The organism is Pseudomonas sp. F01002 (assembly GCF_004402115.1).
Lineage (GTDB): Bacteria > Pseudomonadota > Gammaproteobacteria > Pseudomonadales > Pseudomonadaceae > Aquipseudomonas > Aquipseudomonas frigoris.
The window spans coordinates 277,826-292,842 of sequence record NZ_SOPU01000003.1; the positions used below are offsets into that span (position 1 = coordinate 277,826).

The 15,017-nt window shown below is 60.1% G+C and carries 14 protein-coding genes; 8 read left to right on the plus strand and 6 right to left on the minus strand.

Annotated elements, in window-relative coordinates:
* Nucleotide 1: 1 nt before the first annotated feature.
* The gene (locus tag E3W21_RS01830) at nucleotides 2-403 is read right to left on the minus strand and encodes an ACT domain-containing protein (protein WP_134417451.1); all 402 of its coding nucleotides are present in this window, start codon (nucleotides 401-403) and stop codon (nucleotides 2-4) included.
* A gap of 96 nt (nucleotides 404-499) precedes the next feature.
* Here E3W21_RS01830 and E3W21_RS01835 point away from each other — a divergent pair, with 96 nt between their 5' ends.
* The 3 genes from E3W21_RS01835 to E3W21_RS01845 all read left to right on the plus strand — a co-directional run bounded on the left by E3W21_RS01835 (nucleotide 500) and on the right by E3W21_RS01845 (nucleotide 3,448).
* The gene (locus E3W21_RS01835; protein WP_008156078.1) at nucleotides 500-1,393 is read left to right on the plus strand and encodes a LysR family transcriptional regulator ArgP; all 894 of its coding nucleotides are present in this window, start codon (nucleotides 500-502) and stop codon (nucleotides 1,391-1,393) included.
* Nucleotides 1,394-1,461: 68 nt separating this feature from the next.
* Complete coding sequence (locus tag E3W21_RS01840; protein ID WP_134417453.1) at nucleotides 1,462-2,454, plus strand: NAD(P)-dependent oxidoreductase; 993 nt, start codon at nucleotides 1,462-1,464, stop codon at nucleotides 2,452-2,454.
* Nucleotides 2,455-2,572: 118 nt separating this feature from the next.
* Complete coding sequence (locus E3W21_RS01845) at nucleotides 2,573-3,448, plus strand: ATPase (protein WP_134417455.1); 876 nt, start codon at nucleotides 2,573-2,575, stop codon at nucleotides 3,446-3,448.
* Between the two features lie 324 nt (nucleotides 3,449-3,772).
* Here E3W21_RS01845 and E3W21_RS01850 read toward each other — a convergent pair whose 3' ends face one another.
* Both E3W21_RS01850 and pobA read right to left on the minus strand, forming a co-directional pair.
* Nucleotides 3,773-5,290: an MDR family MFS transporter gene (locus tag E3W21_RS01850; protein ID WP_134417457.1), complete on the minus strand. Its 1,518-nt coding sequence runs from the start codon at nucleotides 5,288-5,290 to the stop codon at nucleotides 3,773-3,775.
* A gap of 80 nt (nucleotides 5,291-5,370) precedes the next feature.
* Nucleotides 5,371-6,564 carry a 4-hydroxybenzoate 3-monooxygenase gene (pobA, locus tag E3W21_RS01855; protein WP_134417459.1) on the minus strand — a complete coding sequence of 398 codons (1,194 nt, stop codon included), beginning with the start codon at nucleotides 6,562-6,564 and terminating at the stop codon, nucleotides 5,371-5,373.
* Nucleotides 6,565-6,743: 179 nt separating this feature from the next.
* Between pobA and E3W21_RS01860 the strand changes: the two genes are divergently transcribed.
* Entirely contained in the window at nucleotides 6,744-7,640 is an 897-nt protein-coding gene (locus tag E3W21_RS01860) for a helix-turn-helix domain-containing protein (RefSeq protein WP_134417461.1), read from the plus strand.
* 9 nt (nucleotides 7,641-7,649) lie between these two features.
* Here the strand turns inward: E3W21_RS01860 and E3W21_RS01865 are convergent, their stop codons facing one another.
* Together E3W21_RS01865 and E3W21_RS01870 are read right to left on the minus strand one after the other, a co-directional pair.
* Complete coding sequence (locus tag E3W21_RS01865) at nucleotides 7,650-7,871, minus strand: hypothetical protein (protein ID WP_129437958.1); 222 nt, start codon at nucleotides 7,869-7,871, stop codon at nucleotides 7,650-7,652.
* A gap of 60 nt (nucleotides 7,872-7,931) precedes the next feature.
* On the minus strand, nucleotides 7,932-8,891 hold the full coding sequence (locus tag E3W21_RS01870) for a LysR family transcriptional regulator (protein ID WP_134417463.1): 960 nt from the start codon (nucleotides 8,889-8,891) through the stop codon (nucleotides 7,932-7,934).
* A 221-nt stretch (nucleotides 8,892-9,112) separates the two neighbouring features.
* Between E3W21_RS01870 and E3W21_RS01875 the strand changes: the two genes are divergently transcribed.
* Nucleotides 9,113-9,994: an MBL fold metallo-hydrolase gene (locus tag E3W21_RS01875; RefSeq protein WP_134417465.1), complete on the plus strand. Its 882-nt coding sequence runs from the start codon at nucleotides 9,113-9,115 to the stop codon at nucleotides 9,992-9,994.
* 41 nt (nucleotides 9,995-10,035) lie between these two features.
* Entirely contained in the window at nucleotides 10,036-10,650 is a 615-nt protein-coding gene (locus tag E3W21_RS01880) for an NAD(P)-dependent oxidoreductase (protein WP_134417467.1), read from the plus strand.
* A 128-nt stretch (nucleotides 10,651-10,778) separates the two neighbouring features.
* Here the strand turns inward: E3W21_RS01880 and E3W21_RS01885 are convergent, their stop codons facing one another.
* Nucleotides 10,779-11,660 carry a LysR substrate-binding domain-containing protein gene (locus tag E3W21_RS01885; RefSeq protein WP_134417469.1) on the minus strand — a complete coding sequence of 294 codons (882 nt, stop codon included), beginning with the start codon at nucleotides 11,658-11,660 and terminating at the stop codon, nucleotides 10,779-10,781.
* 159 nt (nucleotides 11,661-11,819) lie between these two features.
* On the opposite strand from E3W21_RS01885, the gene E3W21_RS01890 reads away from it, so the two are divergent.
* Both E3W21_RS01890 and E3W21_RS01895 read left to right on the plus strand, forming a co-directional pair.
* Nucleotides 11,820-13,457, plus strand: a complete 1,638-nt coding sequence (locus E3W21_RS01890; RefSeq protein WP_134417471.1) for a 5-guanidino-2-oxopentanoate decarboxylase — start codon at nucleotides 11,820-11,822, stop codon at nucleotides 13,455-13,457.
* Between the two features lie 8 nt (nucleotides 13,458-13,465).
* Nucleotides 13,466-14,914 carry an aldehyde dehydrogenase family protein gene (locus tag E3W21_RS01895; protein WP_134417473.1) on the plus strand — a complete coding sequence of 483 codons (1,449 nt, stop codon included), beginning with the start codon at nucleotides 13,466-13,468 and terminating at the stop codon, nucleotides 14,912-14,914.
* The last annotated feature ends 103 nt before the right edge of the window (nucleotides 14,915-15,017 follow it).

Consider the following 15,017-nt stretch of genomic DNA (forward strand, 5'->3'; position numbering starts at 1 on the left):
TTTACTCCGCGTTGGCCGCCAGATCCCGCAGCACGTGCAGGGCGCGTTCGGTATCGGCCTGGCCGACGAATAAATGGTCGTGGTAATAGCCGGCGATCACGTTGCAGCTGATGCCCGCCTGGCCTAATGCCGTGGCGAACGCGGCGGTCAGGCCGACGGCTTCGAGGGCCGAGTGCACGTTCAAGGTGATCCAGGCCGCGACGTAATCGAAACTGAATCCGGCCTTCTCGGCGTGGGAACGTTCCAGAATCACTGTCAGACCTTCCTGCTCGCGAAAGCTGCCGACAATCTCAAGGCCTGCCGGCAACTGGCCGTCGCGCAGGGTGCAGAACACGTATTCGCCGACGTTGAGTTGCGGGCTCATGCTGCGCAGCAAGGTTGCTAATGAAGTTTCGCCAGCCATGTCGATGATCCTTGTTCAAGAGTTCTTGCTGGCTATTCTCCGGTGTCAGGCTGTATAAGAAAAACCAATCATGCTGATCGCTCATTAGGAAAACTGATGTTCGACTATAAATTGCTTTCTGCCTTGGCCGCGGTGGTCGAGCAGGCCGGGTTCGAACGTGCGGCTCAGGTGCTCGGTTTGTCGCAATCGGCGATCTCCCAGCGCATCAAATTGCTCGAGGCGCGGGTCGGCCAGCCGGTGCTGGTGCGGGTGACACCGCCGGCCCCGACCGAAATCGGCCGACGGCTGCTCAACCATGTGCAGCAGGTGCGTTTGCTTGAACGGGACTTGCAAACCCTGGTGCCGGCACTCGATGAAGAAGGTCTGCCGGAACGTCTGCGCATCGCCTTGAATGCCGACAGTCTCGCCACGTGGTGGGCCGTGGCGGTCGGGGATTTTTGCGCGGAACAGCATCTGCTGCTGGATCTGGTGGTCGAAGACCAGACCGTCGGCCTCAAACGCATGCGCGCCGGTGAAGTCGCGGCGTGCGTCTGCGCCAGCGAGCGCCCGGTGGCCGGCGCGCGCAGCGTTTTGCTGGGGGCCATGCGCTACCGTGCGCTGGCCAGCCCAGCATTTATCGCCCGGCATTTTCCTGAAGGTGTACGCGCCGATCTGTTGTCGAAAACCCCCGCGTTGGTGTTTGGCCCGGACGATTTCCTACAGCATCGCTACCTCGCGTCCCTCGGCGTCGATGGCGGATTCGAACACCATCTATGCCCCTCGTCCGAAGGTTTCATCCGCCTCACGGAAGCGGGACTCGGTTGGGGCCTGGTGCCTGAACTGCAGGTGCGCGAGCAACTGGAACGCGGTGTATTGGTAGAGCTTTTGCCCGATAAGCCGATCGATGTGCCGCTGTACTGGCATCATTGGCGCAATGGCGGTCAGTTGCTGGGGTTACTCACCGATCAGTTGGTGCGTTCGTCGAAGCAATGGCTGGTGCCGTTGGACTGACGGGCAGCGTCAAGTCCTCACGCCTTACGCAATATGCAAAACGCAAAACGAAATATTCGGAGCAATTCATGAAGATTCTGGTAACCGGCGCAAGCGGCTTCATTGGCGGGCGCTTTGCGCGTTTTGCCCTGGAGCAGGGCCTGGACGTGCGGGTCAACGGTCGCCGGGCCGAAAGTGTGGAGCATCTGGTGCGCCGTGGCGCCGAGTTCATCCAGGGGGACTTGAGCGACCCGGAACTGGCACGCGACCTGTGCTCAGACGTCGAAGCCGTGGTGCATTGCGCCGGTGCGGTCGGTTTGTGGGGGCGTTATCAGGACTTCCATCAAGGCAACGTGCAGGTCACGGAAAACGTGGTCGAGGCCTGCCTGAAACAGCGGGTTCGGCGACTGGTTCACTTGTCGTCGCCGTCGATCTACTTCGATGGCCGCGATCATCTGGGTCTGACCGAAGAACAGGTGCCCAAGCGCTTCAAGCATCCCTACGCCGCGACCAAATACCTGGCCGAGCAAAAGGTTTTCGGCGCTCAGGAGTTCGGCCTCGAAACCCTGGCCCTGCGCCCGCGTTTCGTGACGGGGGCTGGTGACATGAGCATCTTTCCGCGGCTGCTGAAAATGCAGCGTAAAGGACGGCTCGCGATCATCGGCAACGGCCTGAACAAGGTTGATTTCACCAGCGTGCAAAACCTCAATGAAGCGTTGCTCAGCAGTTTGCTGGCCAGTGGTTCGGCCTTGGGCAAGGCCTATAACATCAGCAACGGCACGCCGGTGCCGTTGTGGGACGTGGTCAATTACGTGATGCGCAAGATGGATGTCCCACAGGTCACGCGCTACCGTTCCTACGGATTGGCCTACACCGTAGCGGCGCTCAACGAGGGGGTGTGCAAGTTGTGGCCGGGTCGTCCCGAACCGACCCTGTCGCGCCTGGGCATGCAGGTGATGAACAAAAATTTCACCCTGGACATCAGCCGCGCCCGGCATTATCTGGACTACGATCCGAAAGTCAGTCTCTGGACCGCCCTCGATGAATTCTGCGGCTGGTGGAAGGCCCAGGACATCCGCTGACGCGCGGGTTAGCGCCGCCACACTGAACCGAGTTCGGGGTTGAGGGTCAATCGATGCGGCCGTGGGGGTTATACTGCGCCGCATCAAGCCATCACCGCGTTCCACAAAGGTTGACTCAATGTCCATGCGTAACGATGCCAACGACGACTTCGACGATGTGCCGAGCCTGCGTGCCGACAGCCTCGACGACGATGATTTTGTGCCCACTGCTCGCACCACCGTGCATTCGCGGCCCGCGCCAGTCGTCAAAGTCAAAAGCGCGAGCACCGGCCCGCTGTGGGCGCTGGTTGGCGCCTTGTTCTTTGCTTTTGCAGGCCTTGCCTGGTGGAGCTTCCAGCAGCTTTCGCTGATGGAGCAGCAGTTGGTGGCGACCCAGGAAAGTTTCGCGCGTATCAGTGAGGATGCGGCGGGGCGCTTGCAGGACATTTCCGGCAAGGTTGTCGCCAGTCAGACCAACGTCAGCAGCGACAGCGAAGCCTTGAAGCTGCAAATCAAACAGCTGGAAAGCAAGCTCCAGGATCAAAGCAAACAACAGCAAGGCGTTGTCGGCCAGACCACCGATCTGGACAAACGCCTGGCGCAGATGAGTGCACAGACCACCGATCTGGATAAGCGCTTGGCGCAGATAACCGCGCAAGGCACCGAACAACAGACCGCCACCATTCAATTGCAGGCTCAGGTCAAAGTCTTGAACAGCGATGTAGCCGTGCTGAAAAGCAACCCGGCGGACACAGACAAATTCGACGCACAGCTAAAAAGCCTTGGCTCCGACATCGTTGCACTGAAGAAACAAGGCAACCCGAGCGCCGCCATCGAGCGTCTGGAGCAGGAAGTCATTGTCCTCAAAAGCCAACAGGACAATCGCCCGGCCGCGACGCCAGGCGGGACCAATACCGCCGAGTTCGACGCCTTCCGTAGCCAGGTCACCCGCAACATCAACACCCTTCAGGCGCAGATCCAGAATTTGCAGCAGCAGCTGCGCGCCCGGCCTTGAACCATGAATCACTCCCGGATTTCCCGGGAATGATTTCCTTACACACTGCCATTCGCTGAATATCCATACATACCCCATTGCCGTCTACGCTCTTGAAACACCAACAAGAACGAGGGATGCGCAATGGGGTTTTTGCATAGGTTGGCCTTGCTGGGCGTGTATTACAGCCCTTGAATGGTGGTGCCTGACACACCGCTTTCGCGAGCAAGTCGAATCGTCGCACCGCCGTTCCCACAGTAGATCTTCAGTGATCACAGCATTTGTGTACGACGGAGATCCAATGTGGGAGCGGGCTTGCTCGCGAATGCAGGCGACTCGGTCCGTCTATCGAACCTTATCCTCGCGCCCCCGCAACACCATATTCGGCATGGCAACCGCCGCCGCCAGCCCCAGCAGCGATACCGCCGCGCTGACCATCAGCAAATGTTGAAAGGTCAGCAGCAGCTCGGCGCGCAAGGCGTTCTGCGCATCCCCCGGCGCGGCGTTCAAACCATCGAGCAAGACGTTCCCCGAACTGCCCTCGGCAATCATCGACGAGCCGGCCAGGTGGGCAAAACTTGAGTCCTGCAACAATGCCAACAGCAGTGCTGACATCAAGGCCACACCCACCGCACCGCCCAGTGAGCGGAACAGGTTGGTGGTGCTGGTGGCGACACCGATGTCCCGTTGTGCCACCGAATTCTGCGTTCCGACCAGGGAAGTCGGGAACTGCATGCCGCTAGCGATCCCGCTGAGCAACATAAACAGACTACTGAGCACAAATGCCTGGGGAGGACTGAACGCCATACCGAGAATCGAGATCGGCATGATTAGGGCCCCGGTCAGAATCATGGGTTTGTAGCGCCCGGTCACCGAGGTTCGGCGGCCGGCGAAATACGCGCCAATCGGCAAACCTATCGCCAGCGGCAACAGGTGCAACGCGGCGCTGTCGGCCCCGGCGCCGGTAACGCTCTGGAAGCGCAGCGGCATCAACACAATCAGCGAGATCGCCTGGAAACTGGTGAAGAAAATCGTGCACCAGCACAGGATCGCATTGTGATTGGCAAACAAATGCATCGGCAGCAGCGGCTCCCGCGCCCGGCGTTCATGCCAGACGAACAGCGCCAATACCAACACCGCACAACCGAGCAGGCCCAGCACTTCGGCACTGCGCCACGCATGGCCCTGACCGACCTGGGTGATGCCCAGCAACAAGGCGGTCAAGCCGATGATCATCAGCAACGTGCCGAGGTAATCGATGATCGGTTTGCGTTGTGGCACTGGCAAACCCACCAGCGTTCGATTGGCCACCAGCCAGGCACCGAGGCCCAACGGAAGATTGATCAAGAACACCCAGCGCCACGACAGGTACTCGGTCATGTAACCGCCGAGTACCGGGCCGGCCACGCTGGCCACGGCGTACATGCTGCTGAAATAGCCTTGATAGCGGCCGCGTTCCCGGGGCGGCACGATGTCGCCAATGATCGCCTGGCTGACCGAAATCATCCCGCCGGCGCCGATGCCTTGAAGAATCCGCGCCAGCACCAGCTGCTCCATGCTCTGGGCCATGCCACAGAAAAGCGAAGCGACCGTGAACAACCCCATGCCAAACAGCATCAACTTGCGACGCCCGTACAGATCACCCAATTTGCCGTAGATCGGCACGGCCACCGTCATCGCCACCATGTAGCCGGAAATCACCCAGGCGAGCAGGCTGACGTCCTTGAATTGTGCGGAAATGGCCGGCATCGACACCGCGACGATGGTCTGGTCCAGCGCGCCCAGAAAGATTGCCAGCATCAGGGCGATCAACACGCTGCGAATGGCCGGTTTGGGCGTTTCAGGCTGGTTGAGATTGGTCACGGGTTAGAACCTGCGGACAGTGATTGACCCGCAAGGAGCAAGGCGAGCGGGGATGCTCGCCAGTGTAAGTCGATAGCAGGCTATTCGATAGCCTCGTACGGAAGGCCGACGTAATTTTCTGCAATGGTTTTTCGACCAGCCTCGGAGTCGACGAAGTACGCCAGTTCCGACTCGGCGATGCGCTGACTGAAGGCGTCGTTATCCTCGAAACGGTGCAGCATCGAGGTCATCCACCAGGAAAACCTTTCGGCTTTCCACACCCGGCGCAAACAGACCTCGGAGTACTTCTCCAGCAAATCCACACGGCCTTCTCGGTAAACCTTCAGCAGAATGTTGAACAGCGTACTGACGTCGCTGGCCGCCAGGTTCAGGCCCTTGGCGCCGGTGGGTGGGACGATGTGCGCAGCGTCGCCGACCAAAAACATCCGCCCGTACTGCATCGGTTCGACGACAAAACTGCGTAACGGCGCGATGCTTTTTTCGATGGAAGGTCCAGTGACCAACGACGCTGCCAACGCGCCAGGCAGACGGGATTTGAGTTCATCCCAGAAGCGTTGATCAGACCAGTTCTCGACGTGCTCGTCGGCCGGCACCTGGAGGTAATAGCGGGTGCGGGTGGCCGAACGCATGCTGCACAGGGCAAAACCGCGCTCATGCCTGGCATAAACCAGCTCTTCGTGAACAGGCGGGGTATCGGCAAGAATCCCCAGCCAGCCAAACGGATAGACCCGCTCGAACACGTTCAGGCACTCGGCAGGAATCGCCTGCCGGGCCACGCCATGGAAACCGTCGCACCCGGCGATGTAGTCGCAATCGAGTCGATACAGCTCGCCGTCCTTCTCAAAAGTCACGAACGACTCTTCGGTTTTCATCCCGTGAGGAACGACGTTGCTTGCCTCGTAAATCGTCTGCGCACCGGCCTCCCGACGAGCGGCCATCAGGTCGCGAGTGACCTCGGTCTGACCGTAGATCATCACCGTTTTGCCACCGGTCAGGGCTTGCAGATCGATGTGTACCCGGCGTGCGTCGAGGGCCAGTTCGAAGCCTGTGTGGACCAGCCCTTCGGCGTCCATGCGCTGCCCCACCCCAGCCTGGCGCAACAGCTCTACCATGCCTTGTTCGAGGACGCCGGCACGGATTCGTCCAAGCACATAGTCCGGGGTCTGGCGTTCGAGAATGAGGGTGTCGATGCCGGCGTTGTGCAGCAATTGACCGAGCAATAAACCGGACGGACCGGCGCCGATGATGGCGATTTGGGTTTTCAGCGTTTTCATTGTTTTTATGACTCGCAAGCTTCACGCAACCAGGGCCGGTGAATAATTTTTATGGATCGAGTGCTTGCATTTTTCTCTCGCGAGTCTGTCAATTGAAGGGGAAAACTGAGCCGATACCTGTACATTCTGCCAATCGGTGCGATTATCGCCCGCCTACCCCCGAGGCCTGGATTGAAGTGATGAACAAGCCTGACCTACCTTCGATTCCAGTGTTCAAGCTCTACGGTGAAAGCCTGGATTGGCCGACCCCGGACTTGCTGCACTGTGAAACCATTTCCAAACGCAGCCGCGAACACCAATGGGAAATCAAACCCCACCGCCACGCCGATTTGTGCCAGCTGCTCTTCGTATTCAAAGGTCAGGCAGAGCTTGAAATCGAAGGTAAACGCACGCAATTGACTGAGCCGGCGATCCTGATCCTGCCGCCGTTATCGGTGCATGGCTATCGGTTTTCCGAGGACGTCGAAGGGTTTGTCGTGACCCTTGCCGCGCCGCTGGTCGCCCATCTTCAGGCGCAACTGGGCAACTCGGTGAACGCCCTGGCCCAAGCCGAAAGTTATCCGGCGGGCAAGCAAGGCGAATACCTCAACAGCCTGTTTTCAGCGCTGCAAGACGAATACACCGGCCACCAGCCGGCTCGCGAAATGCTCATGCATTCGCTAGTCAGCGTGATCATGGTGTGGGTCAGCCGCCAGGTGATTTGCCGTCGCAACGCCAGCCAGCGTCCGCAGCGTGCCCGGGAATATCTGAACGGTTTTATCCAACTGGTGGAAGAGACCTATCGTCAACACGTCAAGGTCGAGGACCTGGCCCATCGGCTGGGGATTTCCGTGTCCCACCTCAACGGCACCTGCCGTGAGCTGGCGGGACAACCGGCGTTGCAGATCATGCACGAACGTCAATTGCTGGAGGCCAAGCGCTTGCTGACCTACACCAGCATGACCATTTATGAGATGTCCGACGTGTTGGGGTTCTCTGATCCGACCAACTTCACGCGCCTGTTCCGGCGTCGAGTGGGGATTTCGCCCAAGGCTTTTCGCGACCGCTTGAAGGCCGATCAGGACAACGAGGCCTGATCCCCTTCGTTACTTGAGGGCATTGAGGGTCGCGTTGTGGGGAATGCAGCGTTCGAAGTTACAGCTCGCGAATTCACGGGGCAGTTGTCGCAACTGCTCGACGCGCCAGGCCGCCGTGCCATACAGCGCAAGCGTGGCCGCGCAGGTGATGAAAATCGCGAGGTATCTTCTTGTTTTGATGTTCATGGCGTTGACCTCTGAACGAATACCTTTCGGTATTACTTTGAGCATAGGTCAGCGCCTGTGAGTTGTGTAGGAGCTGGCGAAGCCTGCGATCTTCTGATCTTGTTTTTAATCTTCTGTGGCTCTGAAAAGATCAAGATCAAAAGATCGCAGCCTTCGGCAGCTCAGGTTTGCATCCCACGCCGGCTCTTCCGGGAATCTGAGCACCAGAAAATCCAGCATGCTGCGCAACGCCGCCGGCATGTGTTTGCGTGAGGCATACACCGCGTAAATGTTCATTTGCCGGGGTTCGGCGTGGGGCAGCAGGCGGATCAGTTCGCCGCTGTGGATATGCACGCCCGCCTGATAACTGGGCAGCATCGCCACCCCGGCGCCAGCCATCGTCGCGCGCAACAACGTGCTGGCTTCGTTGGCGCTGATGTTGCCCTGCACCGGCACTGACACCTGCTCACCGTCCTCCTCGAAATGCCAGAGGCTTTTGCCGAAGTAGGAGTGGGTCAGGCAATTGTGCTGGCTCAGATCCTCGACCCGCAGCGGTGTCGGGTGTTCGAGCAGATAAGCGGGGGAGGTGCAGATCACCGAGCGGCAGACGGTCAACCGCCGCGCGATCAGGTTCGGGTCCAGGTCGTTGCTGGTGCGGATCGCCAGATCGATGCGCTCATCCACCAGGTTCACCGTGCGGTCGAGCATCTGCATATCGATGCTCACACCAGGGTAACGTTTGACGTAAGCGGCCATGGCATCCGCCAGTTGTGCCTGACCGAACGAAGTGCTGACGCTGATGCGCAACAGGCCGCGTGGTGCCTCGTCCGGTTCGCTGACGGCGGCTTGCATGTCCGTGGACAGGTCGAGCATCTGCCGACAACGGGGCAGGATTTCACTGCCGGCAGCGGTCAGGCTCAGCTTGCGCGTGGTGCGGTGCATCAGGCGTGCGCCGACCCAATCCTCCAGCTCCGCCAGATAGCGCGAAACCACGGGCCGTGACAGGTCCAGGTGATCGGCGGCGGCCGACTGGCTGCCGAGGTCAACCACTGTGACGAACACCCGCATTGCTTGTAGACGATCCATCATTTGCTCACTTTCAGAAACAAACTATGTCCCAGCATCGCATTTTTTGTACTGAGTCATGCAACTAAGCTCTGTCCCCTGTAGGAGCTGATGAGTGAAACGAGGCTGCGATCTTTTGATCTTGCCTTTAAGAAGCAAAGTCACAAGATCGCAGTCTCGTTTCACTCGTCAGCTCCTACAGAGCCATCGGCCAACCCTGGCCATCGACAACGGAGCAACAGATGATCGGCTTCACCTCGCTTAAACGTATTTTGCTGGCCACCGCCACCCTCGGTTTCGCCGCCCACGCAGCGGCTGCATCAAGCCTGACCCTGGACGTCTACAACCCGGGCGACAAGGCGATCTTCCCGGTGACCTCGGTGTTGGTCAGCGGCGAGAAAGACGCGATTTTGGTGGATGCACAATTTGGCAAATCCCAGGCCGAGCAAGTGGTCGAAAAGATCCGCGCCAGCGGCAAGCAACTGACCACCATTTACATCAGCCACGGTGACCCGGATTACTACTTCGGCCTCGAGACCCTGACCGCCGCATTCCCCAACGCCAAAGTGCTCGCCTCGCAGCCGACCGTGGATCACATCCAGAAAACCGTCGACGGCAAACTTGCGTTCTGGGGGCCGAAAATGGGCGCCGACATACCGTCCAAAACCATCGTGCCGCAGGTACTCAAAGGCGACAGCCTGATGCTCGAAGGGCAGAAGTTGCAGGTGGTGGGGCTTGAGGGCAAGCAGCCGGACCGCACCTTTGTCTGGATTCCGTCGATCAAGGCCGTGGTCGGTGGCGTCGTCGTCGCGGAAAACATCCACGTGTGGATGGCTGACACCCAGACGCCGCAGTCCCACGCCGATTGGCTGACTACGCTGCATGCCATCGAAACCCTGAAACCGAAAACCATCGTGCCGGGTCATTACCTCGGTGAAAGCGCCCGTTCACTCGCCGCCGTGCAGTTCACCGCCGATTACATCAAGGCCTTCGACGAAGAAACCGCCAAGGCAAAGGACGCTGCCGCGCTGATCGCAGCGATGAAAAAACGCTACCCGAAGCTGGGTGAAGAAAGCTCGCTTGAACTGAGCGCCAAAGTCGCCAAGGGCGAGATGAAGTGGTAACCCGATTCACCTACTCTCACTGATCAACACTGGAGAACGTCATGAGCAAGATCGCAATCATTGGTGCCACCGGTCGTGCCGGTAGCCAACTGCTGGAAGAAGCCCTGCGTCGTGGTCACAGCATCACCGCCATCGCCCGCGACACGTCGAAGATCGGCCAGCGTGCTGGTGTGGTCAGCAAAAATGTGGATGCGCTCGACGCCGAAGCCTTGCAAGCGGCCGTTGCGGGCCATGACGTGGTGATCAGCGCTGCGCACTTCGCGACCCTTCCTGCCAGCGCCGTCATCGAGCCGGTGCAGAAGGCCGGCGTAAAACGTCTGTTGGTGGTGGGCGGTGCCGGTTCGCTGTTGCTGCCGGACGGAACCCGCGTCATCGACAGCGAGGGTTTTCCGCAGGCGTACAAGGCTGAGGCCAGCGCGGGTGCGCTGTTTCTGGAAAACCTTCGGCAGGAAAAAGAACTGGACTGGACCTTTGTGTCGCCGTCGGCAGAGTTTGTCGAAGGTGAGCGCACGGGGACGTTTCGGATCGGCAAGGATGATTTGCTGGTGAGTAGCGAAGGGCGGAGCTGGATTGCTTTTGCTGATTATGCGATTGCGATGCTGGATGAAGTGGAAGTGCCAAAGCACCCTCGGCAGCGGTTCACCGTCGGTTATTGAGCTCACTGAAAACCTGTGGGAGCGAGCTTGCTCGCGATAGCGGTGGGTCAGTCGACATATTCGTTGAATGATCAACCGCTATCGCGAGCAAGCTCGCTCCCACAGGATGCGCGCCAATCCTGCAGGGCTCAGCGGCTCTGAGCCTGCTCCACCAACCACCCCATCAACTCACGCAACTTCGGCGAAGGTCCAGGTTTCTCGGGGAAAACCAGGTAATACGCCAACCCCGTCTTCACCTTCAATTCAAACGGCATGACCAGCCGCCCCGCACTCAAATCGTCGCCAATCAGCGACCAATCCCCGATCGCCACGCCTGTCCCTTGGGACGCCATCGACATCGCCAGGTCCAGCGTTTCGAAATGCTGACCCTTGGCGACATTGCTCAAGCGAATATCGGCGGTGGCCAGCCAGGCCTTCCAGTCTCGTTCATCCCGGGTCGGGTGCAGCAGCATGTGCTGCTCCAGATCCTCCGGCGCCAGCAGCGGCACCGGACCTTCGAGCAACGGCTTGGAACAGACCGGCGTCAGCTGTTCATCAAACAAATGTTGAGACACCAATGAGCTGTCCGGCGGTGCGCCGTACATCACCGCGGCATCGAACTGCTCGCGATGAAAATCCACACCGTGTTTGACCGTGGTGGTCAATTCCACCGGCACATCCGGGCGCTCCCGTTGCCACTGCAACAACCGTGGCAACAGCCAGCGCATGACGCACGTCGGGGCCTTGAGTTGCAGGGTTTCGCGCTTCTCGCCGATCTGCTCCACCGCCTCGTCGATCAAGCCGAAAATCTGCTGGACCCGAGGCAACCATTCCCGTCCTTCGGCGGTCAGGTCAAGGCCCCGGGCCTGGCGAATAAACAGTTCATAACCCAGATGTTCTTCCAGCCCGGCGATCTGCCGACTCACCGCACCTTGGGTGATGTACAGCTGTTCAGCAGCACGAGTGAAGTTGCAACACTGCGCGGTAATCAGAAAAGTGTGCAGCGCCGGCAGGGGAGGCAATCGTTTCATTGGGATCCAAGGTATGACGTGAGGACATGGCTAGTATGACTTTTTATCCATTGTTGCGGCTACGTGTCGCCCGTTCCAATGAGGTCATCCCTGGACCTGCCCACTCATCATAAACACTGCGCAGGTCCGGCGTCTCAAACGAACAAGAAGGGCAAAGACATGGCGACGTGCGGCGAAGTATTGGTCAAGTTACTCGAAGATTACGGGGTTGAGCAGGTGTTCGGCATTCCCGGGGTTCACACCGTGGAGCTGTACCGCGGGCTGGCCCGTTCGAGCATCAACCACGTCACTCCGCGCCACGAACAGGGCGCCGGTTTCATGGCCGACGGTTACGCTCGCACCAGCGGCAAACCGGGTGTGTGCTTCATCATCACCGGCCCAGGCATGACCAACATCACCACTGCCATGGGCCAGGCCTACGCCGACTCGATCCCGATGCTGGTGATCTCCAGCGTGCAATCGCGCAGCCAGTTGGGCGGCGGTCGCGGCAAGCTGCACGAGCTGCCAAACCAGAGCGCATTGGTCGGTGGCGTGGCGGCGTTCTCCCACACCTTGATGTCGGCGGCTGAATTGCCGGGCGTCCTGGCGCGTGCCTTTGCACTGTTCCAGGCCGGCCGTCCGCGCCCTGTGCATATCGAAATTCCGTTGGACGTGCTGGTAGAAGAGGCCGATGACCTGCTCGCCAGCGTACCGGTGAACATCGACCGCGCCGGTGCCTCGCCGAGCGCAATCAGCCGCATGACCGCGCTGCTGGCCGGTGCCAAGCGCCCACTGATTCTCGCCGGTGGCGGCGCCATCGATGCCGCGGCCGAGTTGACTGAACTGGCCGAACTGCTGGACGCCCCGGTAGCCCTGACCATCAATGCCAAAGGCATGCTCGAATCCAACCATCCGTTGCTGATCGGCTCAACCCAAAGCCTGGTCGCGACTCGCGCTTTGGTGGCTGAAGCTGACGTGGTGTTGGCGATCGGCACCGAACTGGCCGAGACCGACTACGACGTGACCTTCGCCGGTGGGTTCGAAATTCCCGGCGCACTGCTGCGCGTAGACATCGATCCGGACCAGACCGTGCGCAACTATCCGCCGCAAGTGGCGCTGGTATCCGACTCCCGTAACGCTGCCCAGTCCTTGCTGAGCGCGCTGTCCCACAAGTCGTTGGCCGAGCGCCGTAACGATTGGGGCCAGGTCCGTGCCGCACGCTTGCGCGACGAACTGGCTGCCACCTGGGATGCTCCGACCCTGGCCCAGACCCGCTTCCTGGAAACCGTCTTGCACGAACTGCCAAGCGCAGTCTTCGTCGGCGATTCGACCCAACCGGTGTACACCGGCAACCTGACGTTCAACCCGGAACGCCCGCGTCGCTGGTTCAACTCGTCCACCGGTTACGGCACCCTCGGTTACGCCTTGCCGGCAGCGATTGGCGCCTGGCTCGGCGGCAGCGTTGAAAACGGCGCGCGTCCTCCAGTGGCGTGCCTGATCGGCGACGGCGGCCTGCAATTTACCTTGCCGGAACTGGCCAGCGCCGTTGAAGCGCGCACCCCGGTGATCGTCCTGCTGTGGAATAACCAGGGCTACGAAGAGATCAAGAAATACATGGTCAACCGCGCCATCGAGCCGGTTGGCGTCGACATCTACACCCCGGACTTCATTGGTGTGGCCAAGGCGCTGGGCTGTGCAGCCGAAGCCGTCTGCGGTGTCGAGCAACTGCGCAGCGCTCTGCGCGCAGCTGCCGATCGCCAGGGGCCGACCCTGATTGAAATCGATCAGGCTGTGTGGATGAAGGCGGTGTCGAAATGACTTTCCGCATGACTTTCCCAACGGCACTCAACGGCCTGTTTATCGACGGCCAATGGTCCGCCGGCAACGAACACCTGCGCGTGATCAACCCGGCGACCGAAGCCCTGTTGACCACCGTGAACGGTGGCGATGAACATGCAGTCGATCAAGCCGTCACTGCCGCATCCAATGCCTTCAAGGAATGGTCGAAAACCACCGGCGCCGAGCGCGGTGCGATCCTGCGCAAAATTGCTGCGGGCGTGCAGGCCGGTCGCGAACAGTTGATGCATTTGCAGTCGAGCAACAACGGCAAGCCGCTGTTTGAAGCCGCCATCGATGTCGACGACGTGATCGCCACCTTCGAGTACTACGCAGGTTTAGCCGAAGGTCTCGATGCCAAGCAAGACAGCAATGTGGAGCTGCCAACCGACGACTTCAGCGCTCGTGTGCGCCGCGAACCCTGCGGTGTGGTCGGCCTGATCGTGCCGTGGAATTTTCCGATGGTTACCACCGCCTGGAAACTCGCCCCGGCCTTGGCCGCCGGTTGCTGCGTGGTGCTTAAGCCGTCCGAAGTGACACCGCTGCCAGAACTGGAACTGGCGACGATCATCGCCGAGGCCGGTCTGCCCAAGGGTGTGTTCAACCTGGTCTGCGGTACCGGCCTGGCGGTCGGCGCGCCGTTGTCCGCTGATCCGCGCATCGCCAAAATCTCCTTCACCGGCAGCAACGCCGTCGGCGTGCAGGTCATGCAGCGTGCGGCGGAAACCGTCAAAGGCGTGAGCCTGGAACTGGGCGGCAAATCCTCGCTGCTGGTGCTCAAGGACGCCGACCTCGAATTGGCCGTCGAAGTGGCCTGTGGCGGCGGTTTCTTCAACGCCGGGCAGATGTGTTCGGCCACCAGCCGCGTGCTGATCGCCGATGAACTGGCGGACGAATTCCTCATCCGTTTGAAGGCCCGCGCCGAAGCCATTCGTGTAGCCGACCCGTTCGACCCGAACGTGGAAATGGGCGCACTGGTCAATCAGGCGCAATACCAGCGTGTGCTGGGCCACATCGATCGTGGTTTGAGTGCTGGTGCCAAGCTGGTTTGCGGCGGCAATCGCCCGGCGGACTTGTCGCGCGGCTATTTTTTGCAGCCGACGATTTTCACCGAAGTGCCCCTCGACAGTGCGCTGTGGTGTGAAGAGATTTTCGGTCCGGTGATCTGCGTACGCAGTTTTGCCACCGAGGCCGAGGCGATTGCCTTGGCCAATGACAGCCAGTTCGGTCTGGTGGCCAGCGTGGTCACCCGCGACGCCGAAGCGGCAGATCGGGTCGCCAACGCTTTGCAGGCGGGGCTTGTGTGGATCAACGCGCCGCAAGTGATCTTCCCGCAGACCGCTTGGGGTGGCTACAAACAGAGCAGCATCGGCCGCGAATTGGGGCCGTGGGGTTTGCAGGCTTTCCAGGAAATCAAACACGTGATTCGAGCGGTCTGACGGCTCGAAAAGGGTCAGCGCATGCCTCGTGATGAGGCATGCGCTGGCGTCATGGCTTCAATGAGTTTTTATCGATAGTCAGGTTTTTTGCACGACCTCAGGA